The following is a 20,686-nucleotide window of genomic DNA, read 5'->3' as shown; positions in this document are numbered from 1 at the left end:
TTGACAAGTACCTCATCCTTGAAAAAATAAGGCCTGTTCCTTACCGTAAAATCCAATTTCTGAACTGGTAGCCGTTTATTTTTTAACCAAACACATACACTGATGAGAAAATTGCTAAGCACGCTGCTATGCGTACTGGTAGTGATTGGCTCCGCCTTTGCCCAAAGCCGGACCATCACAGGCGTGGTAACCGACAACCTGGGTCAGCCATTGCCAAATGCTTCCATTGTTGTCAAGGGTACCAATATTGGTACAACAAGCGGAGAAGGAGGTAAATTTAGTTTGACTGTTCCCGCCAACACGAAAAGCATTGTTATTTCTGCCATTGGATTTGGCGACTTCACCCAAACTCTGGGGTCTCAGAATGAGTTCAGTATCCAACTTTCTACCTCTGACAAAAATTTGTCTGAAGTTGTAATTGTTGGCTATGGTACCCAGAAAAAACGTGAGTTGACCACTTCCGTTTCACAGGTTAAAGGAACTGATCTGCAGAACATCCCCATTCAGGGTCCGGATCAGGCGCTGAGAGGTAGGGCTGCAGGGGTAAATGTTACCCAGAGCTCTGGAACACCTGGGGGATCTATCAACATCAACATCAGGGGTACCGGCTCCATCAACGCCAGTTCTCAACCTCTTTATGTTATCGACGGAATTCCCATCAACATAGGCAACTATTCACAGATTGGCGTGGGTGGCCAAACCATGAATGCCCTGGCGGATATCAACCCCAGCGAAATTGAATCCTTTGAAGTATTGAAAGACGCAGCTGCAACCGCCATTTATGGTTCCAGGGCTGCGAATGGTGTTGTTCTGGTTACCACTAAAAGAGGAGCAAACCGCAAAACCCGTGTAAACATCAATTCTTACCTGGGTAAATCTGAGGTTTACAGAAAACTACCAACCTTAACAGGTCCTCAATTCATCGAGCAAATGCAGGAAATGGTGCGTAACCGTTTTGGCGCTTCCGTTGTTCCCAGTCAGCTCGGTTTGGTGGGCTATGATAATGATCCTTCTTCCTACCCAACTACTAATTGGCAGGATGAAATTTTCAGAAGTGCCAACGTAAAATCAATGGACGTAAACCTGCAGGGCGGAAATGAGAATACCAAATTCTTTATAGCAGGTTCTTATTTCGGCCAGGAAGGTATTGTTATCGGATCTGAATTTGAACGCTATAACCTTCGGATCAATGTTGACAATAACCTCTCCAAAAAAATCAAAATTGGTACCAGCATTGGTTTAAGTCGCTCTAACAGTACCCGAATTCAAAACGATAACAATATCTACGGTGTTGTTAGTACTTCACTTCTTCTCGGATCCTATTTCCCGGCATTTAATGAGAATGGAACCTATGGACGGGATCCGAATGCTTCTATCGAAAATGCCATCGCCAACGCACTGGAACCTACATATAATGTTGCGAACAATCGTATACTGGCGAATGGTTATGGAGAATGGCAGATTTTACCTTCACTCAGCTTCCGCTCTGTTGCAGGGGTAGACTACCTGAACTTTCGTGAACAACAGTACATTCCTTCAACCCATATCCAGGGTGCAGGTGTTCGGGGGGATGGCAGAGAAGGTTATACGCAGGATATTAACCTGACCAATGAAAACATTCTTACTTACAAACCAAGAATCGGTGATAACCACGATCTGACCTTTACCGGTGTAGCCTCTTTCCAGGAATCTAAATTTGAAAGCATTTTTGCGCAGGCAACCAATTTCCCTGGTGACGCAATCATCCGACTTACTGCAGGTTCACAAAGAGTGGCTGCTACTTCCAATGGATCTTCCTACGGTATTGTTGGATATCTTGCCAGAGCCATTTATGGTTTCAAAGGCAAATACCTACTTACTGCCAGTGTGAGAAGAGATGGAGTTTCCCGTTTTGGTGCCGACCGCCGTTGGGGTACTTTCTCCGCTGCTTCTGTAGCGTGGAGAGTTAGTGAGGAAAACTTCCTGAAGAATAGTAATTTCATCAGTGATCTGAAACTGCGCGCAAGCTGGGGACAAGCTGGTAACTCCAGCATTGGAGATTTCGCTTCCCTTCCGCTTGTTGGTGCCGGTCAGAACTTTGCACAGGCCGCAGGTCTGGCTCCCTCACAATTGGGTAACCCTAATTTAGGATGGGAAAACTCTGAACAAATCAACGTCGGACTTGATCTCGGTTTCTTCAATGATCGCATCAACCTGACTGCAGATTATTATATCAGAAATACCAATGACCTTTTATTGGCACGTCCACTGGTGGGTTCTTCCGGTTTCACCACAATTAATGAAAACATCGGATCACTCCGCAATAAGGGTTTGGAAATCTCACTGAATACTACAAACATCAACAAGCGTGATTTCCGTTGGACTACCAACTTCAATATTACCTTCCCGGACAATAAGGTAGTGAAGCTGGCTGGAACACCCTTTGCATCCGGCTTTGCAAGCTGGGTAGAAGAAGGCCAGGATCTTGGTGCTTTTAGAGGATTTGTGGTGAAAGGAATTTTCCAAAATCAGGATCAAATTGCAGCAGCACCTGTTCATTCTGCAGCTACACGTCCTGGTGATATTGAATTCGAAGACCTGAATGGCGATAACAGGATCACAACTGATGATCAGCGCATCATTGGAAGTGCTGTTCCTGATTTCTTTGGTGGTATGATTAACGAAGTGAGTTACAAAGGTTTCGGGCTGAATGTATTTCTGCAGTTTGTATCTGGCAATGAGATCTACAATAACACCCGTGCATTTGGTGAAGGCATGAATAGTGTATTCGGACAATTATCTACCACATTGAATCGCTGGACACCTGACAAGGGAGAATCAGCAACATTGCCTCGTGCGGTGTTTGGAGATCCTTCCAATAACAGAAGAACATCTACCAGATGGTTGGAAGATGGATCATTCCTTCGTTTGAAAAACATTCAGCTTTTCTATAACCTTCCAAAAACAGTGGTTCAAAAACTGAAGATGAACAATATCAGGTTCTTTATCCAAGGTGAAAACCTGAAAACCTGGACCAACTACCAGGGCTTCGATCCGGAGGTTAGTACGTTCAGTATTACCAACACTGCGCCCGGTACAGATTTCCTGACCTATCCCCAGGCCAGAACCATCACATTCGGAGTTAACCTAGGTCTTTAATCCAAATTGAGAAAAAATGAAAAGAATGAAATTTCCAATCATATTTGCTTTTGTCCTGCTTACAGGATCTGCATGTAATAAGATTCTCGAACAGGAGCCACAGGGAGCACTGGACGCTACTACGGCGTTCACAACCAGACAAGGTGTTGAAGCTGGCCTGATCGGTATATATGATGCCTTGCAAAGCGGCAACTACTATGGATTGCGCTACCAGGCATTTGCTGATATGGGAGCCGATAATATCAATCATACTGGAACCTTTCCCAGTTTTGCCCAGATATTCAATAAACAAATCCTTGCGGATAATGTCGAATTGAATAACATGTGGAATACAATATACAATGGTATCAATCGCGCTAATAATATTATCGCATCTGCCGAAAACCTTGAAGATCCGGCATTCAACAAACAAAACGCAATTGCAGAAGCTAGATTCCTTCGCGCATTGATGTATCATGATTTGCTTCGCTACTTTGGCGGTAGTGCTACAGGATACAACAAAGGAAATGGAGTTGGAGTACCATTATTCACTGCTCCAACGCTTACCCCTTCCGATGCTGATCCAAAAGAAAGAGCAACAGAAGCTGAAGTGATTACCCAAATCAAAAGCGATATTGACTTCGCAGTGGCTAATCTTACCGGAACAAACGTTGCCAGGGCAACAGCAAGAGCTGCCAGAATGCTCAAAGCCAGAGTTGAGTTGTACAATGAAGAGTTCGCTGCAGCAGAAGCAACCGCAACAGAAGTACTTTCTGTTTATGCAGGTGCCACACTAGGCGGACTGGCCCCGGATTACCGTTCACTTTGGGCAGTTAAAAATGTTGCTCCAGAATCAGTGTTTGAATTGCCTTTTGCAATTGATGATGCAAACTCCATTGCTTTCTTTTATTTCCCCGGTGCCAATGGTGGAAGAAATGAAATCACTTCTTCTCCGGGACTAGCAAACGCGCATGAAGAAGGCGATCTGAGAAAGGCAGTCAATGTAACTGTTCTTGATAATACATCAGTTCCCAGAATTCCTGCTAACAAAACATTGAAAGCTTTCCGTGTTGCGGGTGATGACAATGTAATTGTAATGCGATTGGCAGAATTATATCTTATCCGTGCAGAAGCAAGGGCACGTAAAGCTAGTCCGGATTTAGTAGGGGCCGCTGAAGATATTAATATTGTTCGTCAAAGGGCTGGACTGGATCCTATTACTCCTGCATCAGCAGAAGAAGCAGTTCTTGCGGTTGAAAAAGAACGTCGGGTTGAACTGGCACATGAAGGTCATCGCTGGTTTGATTTACGTCGGTATAATAAGATTGCAAGTTTGGGTATTAATGAAGCCTTCCGGGCATTGTATCCGATTCCACTAAGAGAAGTGCAAACTAGTGGAGGTATTGTAGAACAGAATGATGGATATTAATTCCATTAGTAAATAAAAAAGGCGGCCTTTGTAGAGCCGCCTTTTTAGTGCTTATATCAAATACCCACAGTACTTAATAACCTGCATTTTGTTGCATATTCGGATTTGCGAACTTTTCCTGCTGCGGAATAGGCAAGATATACTTGGTATTGTTTGTTGCCAATGTAGTACTTTGCGGATTTCCACCTGCATCCTCCAACAAACGGGTAATTGGAAGACTCCTTCTGCGAAGATCCAGATAACGATGGCCTTCATAAACCAATTCTTTATAACGCTCTTCCAGAATTGCATCTATCAAAGCAGCCTTGTCAGTTATATCCGTATGTTCATAGTCCGCAATACGATTTGATCGTAATGAAGCTAATGCATCATTTGCGCCATCAAGATCATTGAGTTCTGCAAGTGCTTCAGCCTTTGCAAGAACCAATTCTGAAGTACGAAGGATTTTGATATCATACTGGAAGTTATCAGAAATTGTTCCTGTTACTACACCGTACTTCGCAATCAGGTTTCTGGGAGCGGTAAGAAAGAATGTAGTGAAACGAACGTCATCTTCCTGATTGTAAGTATTCAACAACTTTTGAGAAGGAGATGCCTGAACAGCCCCATTACCATCCTGAAACAATCCGCCAATATTAAATCCAGAGTTAGCAGCATTTACATTGTACTTCCAGATTACTTCGGTACTCTGGTTCTCAGGAAGTGATTTCGTGCTCCACAAGGAAGGGTAGGCTGAAATTGTTGCCAATGGCTGTGAGTTTATTACCTCATCTGCAAAACCTGCAACGGCACCCCAATTACGCGTATAAAGGGCAACTTTTGCCTGCATTGCAGAAACCGCATTTCGTGTAATACGGCTGGCATTGGTGAATGTTGCGGGGATTAAGGTCTTAGCTTGAACTAAATCGGCATTGATCAAATTAATTGCCTCTTGCTGATTTACTCTTGCGGGCTGATAAGAGCTGGGAGATTTTGCTGACTCGGCTTGAACTACAATACCTAATGCAGTAGGATCATATGCCAGTGTAGCAGAAAAATAATTGAGCAAATCAAAATGGGCAATTGCTCTCATTGCCAAAAGTTCACCTTTGTATTGCGACTTCAAAGCTTCTTCTGCTGGTGTATTTGCAGGAATTCCATCTATCAACTCTAAAATCCTGTTGGCACGATCAATTACAGCATAGCGATTTGTCCAGATACCACCGGTTTCACCATCTCTCCAATCCTGTGAATCAGATACGTGTTGCCAGTTGAAAAGAATGTTTCCAACATTTCTGTATTCTGTTCCAGTACCAAGTCTGAGTTCATCAGAAATAAAGGCATTCACATACACATTTCTTCTGTATTGATAGGTACCATAAACACCGTTTACTGCTGTATTCACATTAGCCACCGTTCTGATTGCTCGGTCGGTAGGAATCTGGTCTATTGGATCCAGATCAACAACCTTTTTCTCACAAGCTCCTAATGAGGCAGCGAGAAGGATTGCTAGTGACGTTCTATATAGTCGTTTCATAATTAATAAGCAATTTTTTATTTAAAAGTTGATGTCCAATCCTACTGTAATTGTTCTTGGATTTGGAAATTCATACGTAGCAATGTTATTGCTTTCTTCAGGATCAAAACCTTGCCATTTTGTCCAAGTATATAAGTTCTGACCCTGTGCCCAGAAACGGAAACTACGAACTGGTATGCCTTTGATTCTTTTTGAATCCAGTGTATAACCAATTTGCATATTTCTCAACCGAACAAAAGAGGCATCACGTATATCTTTGCTACTAAACTGACGCTGTGTTCCTATTCGCTGATAATCAGTAATGGTACGAGACTCAGTCCATGTTTCGGTTAACATTTCAACTCTTTTATTAAAGCCAATATTTGAATTGGTTGTTTCGTAGAAGAAAGATTCGTTGTTGAAACGTTTTACACCTTGTGCAGTTGAAAAGAAAATAGAGAAATCAAATCCCTTGAAGTTAATATCCATATTCGCACCACCAGTGAAACTTGGCAGGTAGGTACCAAAATCAGCCCTGTTATTTGCTGCAGAATAAACAGAAGTAGGGTTTCCATTGACATCAGTATAAATAGGATCACCAGTTTGCGGGTCTACACCGGCATAACCTACAATGAAGTGGGTACCTAAAGGCAATCCTTCACGAATAATGCCTGTACCTAACGGAATTTCAGAAACCTGACCTAAATCAAGAATCTCATTCTTAAGGGTAGCGCCATTAACACCGAGAGAAAGTCGGAAATCATTTCTACGAATTACATCAGCGTTTACAGAGAACTCAAAACCTTGGTTTCTCATCTTCGCAGCATTAGTTGACAATGCATTGAAACCGGTAGTACGGGAAAGACTTTGGTCTACAAAAAGGTTTCTAGTGTCCTTAATGTAATATTCGAAAGTGGTATTGATTCTTCTGTCAAGGAAACTCAAATCCAAACCAACGTTTGAAATTACCTGGCTCTCCAATTTGTAATCTAGGTTTCCAGGAGAAGTTGGAATGATAGCAGGTGCACCTGCGTAGCCTGCCCCTAACTGACCATAAGTAGCGATATAACCAAAATTGCTGGTAAATCCATTTGCGTTTCCACTTTCTCCATAGCTAGCTCTCAACACCGCATCCTGGAAAATATTTTGTTTGTCCATGAAGTTTTCACGCATGATATTCCAGCTTGCACCAAAAGAATAGAAAATGTTATTACGATTGGTTTCTGGAACCTGAGAAGGAGCATCCCTTCTAATACTACCAGAGAAAGTATACTTGCCATCATAGGTGTAATCAACCGTTGCGAAAGTGGAGAATAACCCATTTAAAGTTTTACCACCACTGAAGGTTGGAATATAGTTGTTAGTAGCAGTTCCCGCAGAAGCTCCAGCAAAGGTGTTAGGCAAACTTGGGTTAATACCGAAAGTCGTTATCCCCATACTTCTGAATTTATTCCGGATCATTTCAAACATAGCAGAAGCATTAACTGTATGCTTCTCTCCGATACTTTTTGAATATACTAGTCCAGTTGTAGAAATCAATCCTAAGTTTTCAGCATTTCCTTCACCATAAACACCAGAAGTAGGGAAACCTGCCCCTGCGTTACCTGATCCTGCTCCAGTAAACGTTGTACCTGCAAAAGAAGTAGGATCAATAAAGCGGCTGGTGTTGGTGTTTCTCCAGTCTACCCCATTAATAGTACGGAATGAAATACCATTCCAGATGTTATAGTTAATTGTGACACCAAGATTTCCCTTGAATTGATTATTTATGTTGGTAGTAGTGAATATTCTGTCATATGCATTACTTCCCACTCGTCCAGCACCGGTTATTACCGTGCCTGCATCATTGCGCAGTCTCCTGTAAGGTAATTCCAGGTAAGAAGCGGCGATTGGGTTTGCCAAAGCTACACCTGCTTCAGATTCAATACCATTTTGCTTACTCCAACCAGCAGTAGATCTAACAGATACACTTAATCTGTCTGATTTAAAATCAATATTCGCTCTGAAGGTATAACGCTCTAATCCTGAATTCAGGATAATACCTTCCTGATCAAAATATGAAAGAGAAGTATAAAAATTCAGATTCTGATTGCCACCAGACGCACTCAATTCATGTTGCTGAAAAGGGGCTCTCTGGGTAAACTGATCAGGCCAATTGGTATTAATTCTGGAAATGGAATCCAATAAACGCGCATTCAATTCTTTTTGTGCATCAGTTAATCCTGCATACCTAGGATTGTTTGGAGAATAATCCCATCCAGGTAACCCTGTCAATCCAGTTGGAGATGGGAAAAGGCCCGGTCCAAGAATTTCAGATTCATATCTCAAACGCTCAGTTGTATTCATCATTTTTACATTCTTCAACTGAGGAGGTTCAGCAAACCCAAACATATTTCTGTAATTAAGCTGTGTTTTACCCCCTTTTCCTTTTTTGGTGGTAATCACAATTACACCATTCGCTCCTCTTGAACCATACAATGATGTACCAGCAGCGTCTTTTAAAACGTCAACGCTTTCGAAATCATTGGGGTTTAATGAACGAAATACACCAGCTTCAATAGGAATACCATCCATTACATACAACGGATCATTTCCACCGAAAATTGAACCAACGCCGCGGATGTTTACCCTTGCAGATGAACCAGGCAAGCCAGATCCGGAAGCAATGTATAAACCAGGAGCACGTCCTTGCAGAATCTGCTCAAAGGATGCCAGTGGAACCTGGTTGATTTCTTCTGCCACTACTTTGGCTACCGCACCCGTAAATTCTGCTTTCTTACGTGAAGAGTAACCTGTAACAACTACTTCACTTAAAGTAGATGTTCCTTTTTCCATTTTCACTTCAATAGAACCTGAAGATGGAATTAATACAGACTTAGTGGCAAAACCAATTGAAGTAAATTCAAGGTCACGCGCACTGGTTGGAACAGATAATGTGAAATTACCATTATCATCAGTTGAAGACCCAATGTTGCTGCCAATCGCTCTAACTGTTACATTAGATAGCGGCTTTCCTTGGTCATCTACAACTTTCCCCGTAATAGTTCGGGATTGTGCCCATAGTTGCCCTGCCAGGACAACCATGCACAAAAGCATGCAGAGCATTTTTCTCATGTACATTGTGTGTTTGATTAAAAAAAATCTTTGTTAATATGTATGACAGGCGAAAACTTGAATAGCTGCTTTAAAACTGGTAGGTGGAACCAGAAATTTTATTCAAGATAATTTGATCGGAACTTATAATGACTAGAGGGCTTCTCTCACTACAGCGCAACGTTCTCATGTGTGTAATATTTTGTCTGGAATTAACAAATTAAACACACAATGTTTAAACTAAGGTTAATTGTTTATGGTATAATCCATAGTTGTTTATATCATTATTTTATTTTTACAATTTCGTATGTGATTTATACCTATTAAATTTTGTTTTATTTGATAATGCTTACCGTATATAGACTGTGAATAAATTCTAAATTTCTTGAATAGTTTACGAAACTAAAAAAGGAACCAATGGTGGTTCCTTTTTTAGTTGAATGGCAAATTAATTACTTCAATACTTCCAGCAATTTATTCTCAAGATCAGGCCCGCGTAAATTTTCTGCAATGATAATTCCATTGGGATCAATTAATACATTGTAAGGAATTCCTTCGAAACCATACACTTTTACAGATTCACTATCCCAGAATTTCAGATCACTCATATGCGACCAGGTCAGCTTATCATCTTTCACAGCCTGCAGCCAGTCTTCCCTGCTTTTATCCAGTGATACACCTAAAATGGTAAAGTTCTTTGCACGAAATTTATCATAGGCTCTAACCACATTGGGATTTTCTTTTCTGCATGGACCGCACCAGCTAGCCCAGAAATCTACCAATACATATTTTCCTTTGAAACCAGATATAGACATGGGTTTTCCATTTTCATCCGGCATGGTAAGCTCCGGCGCAGGTTTACCAACCAGGCTTTTAGCCGACTGTCTTTTCTCCATTTCTTCCAGCTGGGCTTTTTGCTGATCAAATGTTTTCTTAACTGACTGTAAACTTCCATATGCAGGAAAGCGGTTAACCGTTTCCGTTAAAATCTGTTCAAATTCATTTCTCGGAACTATCTGAGAAGCAAGTCCAAGGGTAAACATGCTCACTGCCGGACTTTCACTTTTACTAACCACCCCTTTCACATAACCTGTAAGATCAGCAATAAGCTTATTTTTTTTATCCGTGAGTTCCAATACCATAGTATCCGAACCGGGGAAGGATTTTATACTATCCAGTTGCGCAAATACATCATTGATCTGTAAACTTCGATCACTGTACTCATTGATGAGATCCTGAATCTGTTTGCTGGCTGAAGAACCAGTAACCGAATAATTTCGCTCCCTTTTTGACATATCCAATTCTACTGTGATTTCTTCCGTATCATTCACTACCAGAAATACAGGTCCATCATCTACCGAAACCTCATATACTCCCTCTTCTTTTGCCTTTGCATTTAATGTAACAGTACCTGCTGCACCTTTTATTGTGGCAGAATCCAGAATTACCGGAACCGCATCAGATCCAAATGGAATTTCTTCTATTTGAATTCTACGGTTAGGCATTGGAGTTAGCTGATCCGCATTGCTAAATTTTACTGTAACCGAAAAATCACCTCCGGCCTTTTTGGTCTGGCAGGATGCCAGAATTACCAGCAGGATAAAAGCCATGCTGTTTATTGAACGGGAAAATTTCATACTCACTGAATTATTGATTTAGTTTTTGCTCTAATACTGCCGTAGTTGTTTTGGGATCTGCTTTTCCTTTCGATACTTTTTTCACTTCTCCCATGAACAGGCCAATCAGTCCTTTTTTACCTTTTTTGTATTCAGCCACTTTCTCAGGCATTTTTGATAACACTTCTGCAACCCATTGTTCGATCTGGTCTTCATCGGCATCCTGCAGCAACTGAAGGGAGGTTGCAAGAGTAACAGGATCTGCAGAAGGCTGCTCAAGCAATCTTGGGAATAAACGGGAAGAGGCCGACGAAAAACTGATCTTTCCGGAATGCACCAATTCTACCAGCCTGGCCAGTTGCGAAGGCTCCAGTTTAAACTGATCAATGTTCAGATTATTTTCATTTAGCCATGCTTTGATGGGACCCAGTAACCAGTTCGCAACAGCTTTGTATTGTATTGTGAATTGAATGGTTGCCTCAAAATATTGAACCAATTCTTTTTCGTCACTTAGCAATCTGGCATCGTATACAGGTAGCTGGTAGTCTTTGATATATCGATGCTGAATTGCATCCGGTAATTCAGGCATCCCAGCACGAATAGACTCCAGTTGAGCAGCTGAAATTACAAATGGCGGTAGATCCGGGTCGGGAAAATAGCGATAGTCATTTGCTTCCTCTTTGGATCTTAGAGAGAAGGTTATCATTCGTTCCGCATCAAAACTTCTGGTTTGTTGTTGAATGGTTTCTCCCCGCTCAGCCATTTCCATCATGCGCTGCGCTTCTATTTCGATTGCTCTCTTTACATTTCGAATGGAATTCAGGTTTTTAACCTCTACTTTGGTCCCCAGTTTTTTTTCGCCTCTCGGGCGGATTGAAATATTGGCATCACAACGCATGCTTCCCTCTTCCATGTTCCCATCACATATACCCAGAAAACGGACCAGTTTCCGGATCTCAGTTACATATGCGTACGCTTCTTCTGCACTATACAAATCAGGTTCGGATACAATTTCAATTAGTGGTACGCCTGCCCGGTTGTGATCTATTGCTGTCTTTTCAGGATGCGCATCGTGGATACTTTTACCGGCATCCTCCTCCAGGTGAATATGATGCAGCTTAACAGCACGTTCCTGACCATTTACCTGGATCCGTACTTCCCCTCCCTGGCAAATATTGTTGATATGCTGGGAAGTCTGGTATCCTTTCGGCAAATCCGGGTAGAAATAATGCTTCCTGGCAAACCAGTTGGTTTCAGTGATCCTGCAGCCACAGGCGAGGCCCATTTTCACAGCCGCCACCATGGCTTCCTTATTTAGCCTGGGCAGTGTTCCCGGGTAAGCAAGGGTAATCGGACTGATATGGGTATTGGGTGCCCCGCCAAAACTGGCAGAATCACCGCAAAACAATTTGGTTTGCGTGGATAATTGGGCATGTACTTCCAATCCTATGACCAGTTCATATTTTTCTTCCAGCTGAATCGGTGCTTCCCGGATGCTTGCTTCCATGGCGCAAAGGTAGGAGGAATGGAGGAAAGGAGGAATGGAAGAGGGAGGAACGGAAGAAGGGGCAAGGGAGACGGGAGACAGAGGAGACGGGAGACAGGAGACAGGGGATACAGGAGACAAGGGAGGAATGGAGGAAAGGACAAAGAAAGACGGAAACGAAAAGGGTGGGTAGCAGTAATCCGGCCCCCACCCTTCTTATTTAATCTCATTAAAAATCAAAGTTCTGCGGTCCGCAGTTTGCGGGGAACTTTTACTTCAACTTTCTGTGATTTGCCATCACGAAGGTATTCAATGGGCAGGCTGATCTTTTTAGCTTCACGCGCAGCCCTGTTGCCATCTACCAGTTCATTCACACTATTAATTGGTTTACCATCAAAGGAAGTAATGATATCCCCCTCTTTGATACCGGCTTTTGCAGCAGCTGACTCTTCATCCACTTCCAGCACTTTTACTCCTTTACCATCTTCTGTATCCTGTGCCTTGATGCCAAGTTTAGGCTGATTTTCATTCCAGTTAAAATTGAAATTCCGACCTCTGAAGCCTTCAATATTGAAATCTTCATTGTCAAAAGGTATAACCATGGGCTCTCTGCCATTGAAACTGAATGCCGATGCCCGATGCCCCAGGGTGGCTGTCAGCTCAGCTGATTTGCCATCCCGCAAATACCCTACTTTGATCTTTTCTTCCGGCTTGAATTTCCCAATGGCATCGGTCAGCGCCTGGGGTGATTCAATTTTAATGTCATTAATTTTGGTAATAATATCACCTGCCTTCAATCCGGCTTTTTCCGCTGCACTACCTTCTGTTACCTCCATAATAACCGCGCCGCGTTCTGATTTTTCGGTAGACACACCAAGGAATGCCTTGTTCATACCCCGGAATTCAATGATCCTTTCTTCCTCTACACGGCCCTGCGACCCACCATCCCGAAAAGGTGAACGGGGTTGCCTAGGAATGGTCACCCGCATGGTATTTCCATCCCGTACAATGATATTCTTCTTAAGAATGGCTATTTCATCGTTATTAAATTCTGCCAGGGGCTTGCCGTTAACCTCCACTTTATCATCTTTTATGACAATCGTCAGCTTCACATCCTTACCCCCCTTGTCTCCTTTGTCTCCTTTGTCCGCCTTGTCTCCCTTCCTCTTTATAATAATCTGATCATATTCCCCAAGTCCTTCCTTTTCCTTTTGCTGGGCAGATACCGGCTGTGCCATAACCATCAGTATCCCTAAACCAGCGGCTGCAAACTGAATCGCTTTCATATTATTTTTCATTTACGGTGATTTTCGTAGATCAAATATAGGAGAAGTTTTCAATCTACGAAACATTTCGGAAATGTTAATTTCCTGCTGAACGATCCCGTCCTCCCTAGGCGGAATAATAGCCGCCAGAACGGGCGGGATCTGATCAGTTGTGTGGATAATGTTAAAGCAGGGAACGAATAGCAGCAATTACCGCAGGCAGGTTACTGGCATCCTGACCACCGGCAGTTGCGAGGTTTTTTTGTCCTCCACCCCCACCCTTGATCAGGGGCGCCACTTTTTCCTTAATAAGTTTACCTGCATCCAGGCCACGGGCAGCCACCACAGTATCCGCAATGGATATCGCTACGGATGGCTTACCGCCAATATTGGCAGCCAATACCACCACATAATCGTTCAGGTTATTTTTCAGATCAAAACATAATTTTTTCAGCGCATCTGCATTTCCTACTTCTACGATATCGCCTATAAATGTTATGCCGTTCACGATTTCATCTTTTTGAAGCAACTCATTCCGGATACCAACCAGGGCGCGGTTTTCCAACGATTCCAGTTGCTTCTTCAACTGGGCATTTTCTGCCAGCGCGGCCTCAACTGATTTAGTTAGCTCCTTGGGATTTTTAAATGCAGTCTTCACCGATTCCAATTGATCCACCTGGTCCGTCAGCCAACTTCCAAAAGCACCTCCGGCAACTGCTTCCATTCTGCGTACACCGGCTGCCACAGCGGACTCACTAACAATTTTAAAATAGCCCAGCTCACCGGTCGCTTTTACATGGGTTCCCCCACATAGTTCAATTGAATATTTCGGATCAATCGTAACCACCCGCACCAGGTCGGCATATTTCTCCCCGAAGAGTGCCATTGCGCCAGCTGTTATTGCTTCTTCTTTTGGCATTTCCCGAATTACAACCGGCCAGTTCTCCCGGATTTTTTCATTCACCATCGCTTCAATCCGCACCAACTCCTCCTCACTCACTTTTGCGAAATGCGAAAAATCGAATCGCAATTGCCGTGCGTTTACCAGCGATCCCTTCTGTGCCACATGTGTACCCAATACCCCGCGCAAGGCTGCATGCAAAAGGTGTGTTGCGGAGTGATGCACTGCAGTTTCCTGGCGCTTTGCAGCATCCACCCGCGCTGTTACAATACCGGTAATGTTAACCGGCAATTTTTCCGACACATGTATAATGAGATCATTTTCTTTTTTCGTGTCCACCACCATGATCTCTTCTCCTTCAAAGGACAGCACCCCGGTATCCCCAACCTGTCCGCCACTTTCAGCATAAAAAGGGGTTGCAGACAATACTAACTGGTAAGCTTCTTTACCCTTTGCTTTCACCTTCCGGTACCGGATTAGTTTTGTCTCCACTTCCAGTTGATCATATCCTACAAATACCGAGGATTGATCTTCCTGGAAACCTACCCAGTCTTCAGTATCTACCACAGTTGCAGCGCGACTCCGTTCTTTCTGCTGCTCCATTTCCTTCCTGAATCCGGCCTCATCAACCTCCAGTTTATTTTCCCGTGCAATCAGCATCGTAAGATCTAACGGGAACCCATAAGTGTCGTATAATTCAAAAGCAGCCGCACCATCAATCAAAGTAGCGGACCCTGCCATTATATCATCCATTTTTTTCAATCCTTTCTCCAGCGTACGCAAGAAAGCTTCCTCTTCCTCTTTTACCACTTTACTCACAAAATCCAGCTGTTGCTGTAATTCCGGAAACACTGTTTCAAATTGTTTTGCCAGTACCGGCATCAATTGAAACAACAAAGGCTGCTTGTAATCGAGATAAGAATAGTAATAACGAACCGCTCTGCGAAGAATCCGGCGGATCACATAACCCGCACCCGTATTCGAAGGCAACTGTCCGTCTGCAATAGTAAATCCAATCGCCCGGATATGATCCGCAATTACCCGAAACGCAATATCCGCGCGGTTATCACTGAATCCATAGGTCTTACCGGTGATTTTTTCCGTCGCAGTAATGGTTCCGGTAAATACATCCGTATCATAGTTGGATTGTTTACCCTGCAATACCCGCACCAGTCGCTCAAATCCCATCCCTGTATCTACATGCGTAGAAGGAAGCGGCTCCAGGCTACCATCTTTCTTACGGTTGTATTGAATAAATACATTGTTCCAGATTTCAATTACCTGGGGGTGGTCTTTGTTGACGAGATCACGACCTGGTACCTGGGCACGTTCAGTATCCGGACGGCAATCCACATGGATCTCACTGCAGGGACCACATGGACCGGTATCCCCCATTTCCCAGAAATTATCCTTTTTATTTCCATAAACGATATGATCCTCCGCCACCAACTGCTTCCATTTCGCCAAGGCAACAGTAGATGCCGGCAGGTTTTCAGCAGGATCACCTTCGAAAACGGTCACGTATAACCGATCTTTGGGAATCTTGTATACTTCGGTCAGCAGTTCCCAGCTCCATTCAATCGCTTCCTTCTTGAAATAATCTCCAAAACTCCAGTTACCCAGCATTTCAAACATGGTATGGTGGTAGGTATCCACGCCAACCTCTTCCAGGTCGTTGTGTTTTCCACTCACACGCAAACATTTCTGGGTGTCCGCTGCCCTGGTATAGGGAGCTTTTTTATTTCCCAGGAAATAATCCTTGAACTGGTTCATACCCGCATTGGTGAACATCAGGGTAGGGTCGTTTTTCACTACAATTGGTGCAGATGGCACTATTACATGTCCCTTGGAAGCAAAAAAATCCAGGAAAGCTTTTCTTATTTCAGCACTTGTCAACATAATTCGGAATGATTCTTGAGCGTATTTTTCGCCGCGCCTGCTATATTTGCGCAAAGCCGGTGAAAGTGGTGCAAAGCTAAGGAAATGGGCTGTGCAGGCATATATGAAAAAAATCAAATATTACTATAACCCGACGACCCTTCGATACGAGAAGCTTGAGACCCCCCTTAGGGTTAAGCTACTTCGCGCCCTTGGTTTTATAGCCGGCTCCCTGGTTACCGCCCTGATTATAGTCTCCATCGCCTTTCAATACCTGGATTCTCCTAAAGAAAAAATCCTCCGCCAGAATTACGAGCGGGCCCGGGACAACTATGACCTGCTCAATATGCAACTAGGAAAGTTGAAGCAGCAGATGACAGAACTGGAGAAACGGGACAATGAAATTTACCGCTCCATTTTTGAGGCCAGTCCCATCCCCGACAGCGCAAGGGTAAAGGAAATGGAAAAGCAAAAAGAGATCCAGTTGGTCCAGGCAATGGACGCGGATGCACTGTATACAGATATCGTTGGAACCTTAAATAACCTGATCAAACGGGCAGCCTATCAGCATAAATCATACGATGATATCGAAGGATTTATTAAAAACAAAGAGATTCTGCTGGCCGCTACTCCTGCCATTCAACCTGTAAGCAACTCAGATTTACGAAGGATCGCTTCCGGTTTTGGATACCGAATCGATCCGGTTTATAAAACCGTAAAAATGCACGCGGGATTAGATTTTGCAGCGCCACAGGGAACCCCGATCTATGCAACAGCCAATGGAACCATCAAACTTGCAGGCAACACCGGTAATGGATATGGCAACCATGTCATCGTAAATCACGGGTATGGATACGAAACCCTGTACGGACATATGTACCGGATCAAAGCAAAATCCGGTCAACGGGTAAAACGTGGTGAGATTATCGGCTATGTAGGAAGTACCGGAAAATCAACCGGTCCGCATCTGCACTATGAAGTGCACAAAAATGGGAAACGGCTCGACCCCGTGTATTTCTTCTACAACGACCTTACTCCCGAGCAGTACGATCGTTTGCTTAAAATGGCTGCCGCCAGCAACCAAAGTTTTGATTAAAGCGATACCGTTTTGCGGCACGACCATTGTATCTTTATGCGTCAATGGGAAAGCCATATCAACAAATCACATTAGATTTTGGATTTCAGGAACCGGAAACTCCTGAGGTAGCCCCATTACCGGCAGCCCCCACAGTAGCGCCAGTCAAAATTGAACAGACAACCGAATCAACCAGCATCACCATTCGCCGCAAACCCGGCCGCAAACAAAAAGAAAAGACCTGGAAATCTGCCACCCCAGGCAAACGCGGACGTAAATCGTTAAAGGAAATAGCAGCCGAGGCCGACCTGGTTGAAATTCCCTCCGACGAAGAGTTATTCACCAAACAATACTATAGTATCGGTGATGTGGCCAATATGTTCCGGATGAACCCGGCCCTGATCCGCACCTGGAGCAATGAATTTGAATCCATGTTAAAACCGCGGAAAAACCGCAAAGGAGACCGATTTTACCGGCCGGAAGATGTAAAATTCCTGCACCTTATTTATCACCTGGTACGCGTTCGCAAATTCACACTGGAAGGGGCCAAAGAACACCTGAAAGGACAAAAGAAAAAAATGGAAAACCAGTTCCAGGTTATCCAGAAACTGCAACAGCTGAAAGCTTTCCTGCTGGAATTGAAAGCGAATCTTTGATTTAGTGTTGATTTGTTACCACCACTTCGCGAGTTTCTCCTGCCAGCTCAATTTCCATTGATTCGAGCAGACGTAATATTTCCAGGTTGATGGTTTGCTTCAACTGATTGAACTCCGCCATTGGTATCATTCCGGTATAATATTCAGCTGTTATGATGAATGCACTGGCTGTAATATCACTCAGCAAACAGGAATAATTTTCAATCGCAGGGTGACTCAGAATGGTTTTAATGCCTGCAACTGCATGATCCAGTTTTACGGTGGAGGTTTTCAAAGAAAGTTCGAGCCTCAGATCGGCCCTACGCTGGGAACGCAAACTCAGATTATCCATAATGCTGTCTACCATCTGCTTATTGGGAACGCTTACATAGGTTTTCTGATCCGTTCTTAGCCTTGTACTCCTGAGACCAATTCGTTCAACCGTACCCGTTATCTGATGCACTTTTACAGTATCACCCACATGAAATGGCTTGTCGAAAAAAATGATAAAAGAAGCAATCAGATTCTCCAGACTCTCGCGCGCAGCAAGGGCAAGAGCACCAGCAACGATAGAGAGACCTGCGAGGTAAGTAGTAATATCCTTATTGAAAGAAAAACGAATAACGAGCAGAATTCCGACGATAACCAAAACGGTCTTAAAGAATTCCTTGAAAAAAACAACCATCTGGTTGTCTGCCAGATCTTCTGTGAGATTGGCTCTTTGCTCCATCAGCATTGCAATGAAATCAATCATTCTGCGCAGTAACCAGATAAAAATAATCACCCAAATACCCCTGGCAATACTGGCCAAAATTTCACGGATTTCAACATGATAGATTTTCACATTGAATATTGTAGGGAATCTGAGATTATCCAGCGCAATTATGGTTACCGAGACAATCAGAAATACCTGTATTGGCTGGAAAACCAATTCAACAAAAGAATGCTGATCTATTTTCCAGGATCTGCGCTTAATTATTTTGAAAATTATACGTGATAATACTCTGGACAAATATCGCTTAAACAGAATAGCAAGCAGGATGGTTCCAAAACAGATGATATACGCACGAACCGTATTCTCAAGGAAAACATAGTCCAAAACCTCCTTCATATTGACATCCGATTTATAAACTGTAAATAAATAACCTGCCTTGCTTTAAAACATATAAATGATCCAGGCTGACCTGAACTTTACTAGCTTTTTCCAGCAGTTCAGGAACAGCCTGCTCCTTCAACTCCAAACTCCCTGGAACATAACTTTCCAACATACCTCCTTTTCTTCCCAGCACCCTATTCCCTATTACCTGTAAATCCGTCCATCCGGTTAATGCCACTTTGTTTTTAAGCGTACCAAAATAATCCAGTACAAAAAGGCCTCTTGCAGGATCATATAGATAAACCAGCCTGTCTGCATCAGCAATAAACTGAGGAGATGGGGCATCATCCACAATTACCCTGAAATCAACTGTTTCACCAACCAGGTTACCATTATCATCCAGTCGTTTCAATCTGCCTTCCAACTCATCATACACCCAAACCCCATTATCGAAAGATTGAGCAATTGCTTTTGCCTGGAAAATCTGGTGCTTTCGCAAATCAATAGTTAAGCGGTTATTCAAAAACCGGTCCAATACTACGATAGTTCCAAAATCTTTATAGAACAACAACACTTTAAGCGGATTGGAAACATCCATGGAGTATAACTTCCCATACCTGCGCACATCATTAAATACGCTGATGGAATCACCTTTGGGAGAAAGTTTTTTCAGCTGCCCGCTTGCATCTAACAGGTACATATAACCGAGATTATCCACGGCAAAACCAGTGAGATTCTCACCTACCACCTGTTTCAGACGAAAACTGTCATTCAGGAATTGCGGGTCAGCTGCCTGCACAACCAGCCGAAGCAACAACAATCCCAGTAGTAACAAGTTTCTCATGGTGTATAATATTCGAGACGTAAAGTAGTGCCGTCAAAAACAGCATAGGAATCATATCGCAGCCAATCGCCCAGGTTAACATAACGGCTATGTTCATTCAGTTTGAAATCAATAGGAAGGTGGCGGTGACCGAAAACAAAATAATCAAAGCTCTCTTTCTGCAAAACTTCTTTGCAATATTGGATCAGCCACTCCTTATCTTCTCCAAGAAATAGTTCGTCCGACTGACCAGTTGCCGCCCGGCTTCTGCGACTCATGTAGTTCGCTATTCCAATTCCCCAACTGGGATGCAAGGCTCCAAACAACCACTGGCAAAATTTATTCCGAAAAACTTTTTTGATGAATTTATATCCGTGATCTCCGGGTCCCAGTCCGTCTCCATGCCCAATCAGGAACTTCTTTCCATTGAATTCAAATCTTTTTTCTTCGTAATAAACGGGAATATTGAGCTCCTGTTCAAAATAACCATCCACCCACATGTCGTGATTCCCCACAAAGAAATGAACTGGTATGCCTTTATCAGTAAGGGATGCGAGTTTACCCAACAATCGCACATACCCTTTCGGAACCACCGTTTTATACTCATACCAGAAATCAAAGAGATCTCCCACAATGAACAACTGGCCCAGCTCAGGTTCAATTCGGTCCAGAAACTGAACGATTTTTTTTTCACGTATAAGACTCTGCGCATGATCAGGCGCACCCAGGTGAAAATCCGAGATAAAATATATTTTCTTTCCAGCTTCCAGTTGCATG

Annotated in this window: 13 protein-coding genes; 4 read left to right on the top strand and 9 right to left on the bottom strand. The window is 43.2% G+C overall.

What is annotated here, in order from left to right:
- Window positions 1-102 precede the first annotated feature (102 nt).
- Together L0U88_RS14925 and L0U88_RS14920 are read left to right on the top strand one after the other, a co-directional pair.
- Entirely contained in the window at window positions 103-3,138 is a 3,036-nt protein-coding gene (locus tag L0U88_RS14925; protein ID WP_234866877.1) for a SusC/RagA family TonB-linked outer membrane protein, read from the top strand.
- Window positions 3,139-3,163: 25 nt separating this feature from the next.
- Entirely contained in the window at window positions 3,164-4,546 is a 1,383-nt protein-coding gene (locus L0U88_RS14920) for a RagB/SusD family nutrient uptake outer membrane protein (RefSeq protein WP_234866876.1), read from the top strand.
- Window positions 4,547-4,619: 73 nt separating this feature from the next.
- Here L0U88_RS14920 and L0U88_RS14915 read toward each other — a convergent pair whose 3' ends face one another.
- The 6 genes from L0U88_RS14915 to alaS form a co-directional block, all read right to left on the bottom strand.
- Complete coding sequence (locus L0U88_RS14915; RefSeq protein ID WP_491893169.1) at window positions 4,620-5,873, bottom strand: RagB/SusD family nutrient uptake outer membrane protein; 1,254 nt, start codon at window positions 5,871-5,873, stop codon at window positions 4,620-4,622.
- A 210-nt stretch (window positions 5,874-6,083) separates the two neighbouring features.
- Window positions 6,084-9,155 (bottom strand): SusC/RagA family TonB-linked outer membrane protein, encoded by a 3,072-nt coding sequence (locus L0U88_RS14910; protein WP_234866874.1) that lies wholly within the window; start codon window positions 9,153-9,155, stop codon window positions 6,084-6,086.
- A 431-nt stretch (window positions 9,156-9,586) separates the two neighbouring features.
- Window positions 9,587-10,771, bottom strand: coding sequence for a TlpA family protein disulfide reductase (locus L0U88_RS14905; RefSeq protein ID WP_234866873.1), 1,185 nt, complete (start codon window positions 10,769-10,771; stop codon window positions 9,587-9,589).
- Between the two features lie 10 nt (window positions 10,772-10,781).
- On the bottom strand, window positions 10,782-12,257 hold the full coding sequence (gene gatB / locus L0U88_RS14900; protein WP_234866872.1) for an Asp-tRNA(Asn)/Glu-tRNA(Gln) amidotransferase subunit GatB: 1,476 nt from the start codon (window positions 12,255-12,257) through the stop codon (window positions 10,782-10,784).
- 215 nt (window positions 12,258-12,472) lie between these two features.
- On the bottom strand, window positions 12,473-13,534 hold the full coding sequence (locus L0U88_RS14895) for a PDZ domain-containing protein (RefSeq protein ID WP_234866871.1): 1,062 nt from the start codon (window positions 13,532-13,534) through the stop codon (window positions 12,473-12,475).
- A 151-nt stretch (window positions 13,535-13,685) separates the two neighbouring features.
- The gene (gene alaS / locus L0U88_RS14890) at window positions 13,686-16,301 is read right to left on the bottom strand and encodes an alanine--tRNA ligase (RefSeq protein ID WP_234866870.1); all 2,616 of its coding nucleotides are present in this window, start codon (window positions 16,299-16,301) and stop codon (window positions 13,686-13,688) included.
- A 103-nt stretch (window positions 16,302-16,404) separates the two neighbouring features.
- Here alaS and L0U88_RS14885 point away from each other — a divergent pair, with 103 nt between their 5' ends.
- Complete coding sequence (locus L0U88_RS14885; protein ID WP_234866869.1) at window positions 16,405-17,376, top strand: M23 family metallopeptidase; 972 nt, start codon at window positions 16,405-16,407, stop codon at window positions 17,374-17,376.
- Window positions 17,377-17,420: 44 nt separating this feature from the next.
- Window positions 17,421-18,011: a MerR family transcriptional regulator gene (locus L0U88_RS14880; RefSeq protein WP_234866868.1), complete on the top strand. Its 591-nt coding sequence runs from the start codon at window positions 17,421-17,423 to the stop codon at window positions 18,009-18,011.
- Window position 18,012: 1 nt separating this feature from the next.
- Here the strand turns inward: L0U88_RS14880 and L0U88_RS14875 are convergent, their stop codons facing one another.
- Genes L0U88_RS14875 through L0U88_RS14865 form a run of 3 tightly spaced genes read right to left on the bottom strand, consistent with a single transcriptional unit; the run spans window position 18,013 to window position 20,685 of the window.
- Window positions 18,013-19,101, bottom strand: coding sequence for a mechanosensitive ion channel family protein (locus tag L0U88_RS14875; RefSeq protein ID WP_234866867.1), 1,089 nt, complete (start codon window positions 19,099-19,101; stop codon window positions 18,013-18,015).
- A 13-nt stretch (window positions 19,102-19,114) separates the two neighbouring features.
- The gene (locus L0U88_RS14870) at window positions 19,115-19,930 is read right to left on the bottom strand and encodes a hypothetical protein (RefSeq protein WP_234866866.1); all 816 of its coding nucleotides are present in this window, start codon (window positions 19,928-19,930) and stop codon (window positions 19,115-19,117) included.
- Complete coding sequence (locus tag L0U88_RS14865; RefSeq protein ID WP_234866865.1) at window positions 19,927-20,685, bottom strand: UDP-2,3-diacylglucosamine diphosphatase; 759 nt, start codon at window positions 20,683-20,685, stop codon at window positions 19,927-19,929. Before L0U88_RS14865 ends, L0U88_RS14870 begins: the two co-directional genes overlap by 4 nt.
- Window position 20,686: the final 1 nt, after the last annotated feature.

Source organism: Flavihumibacter fluminis (assembly GCF_021491375.1).
In the GTDB taxonomy this organism is placed as follows: domain Bacteria; phylum Bacteroidota; class Bacteroidia; order Chitinophagales; family Chitinophagaceae; genus Flavihumibacter; species Flavihumibacter fluminis.
The sequence above is the reverse complement of the archived record's forward strand: the minus strand, read 5'-3'. Positions and strand labels throughout refer to the sequence as shown.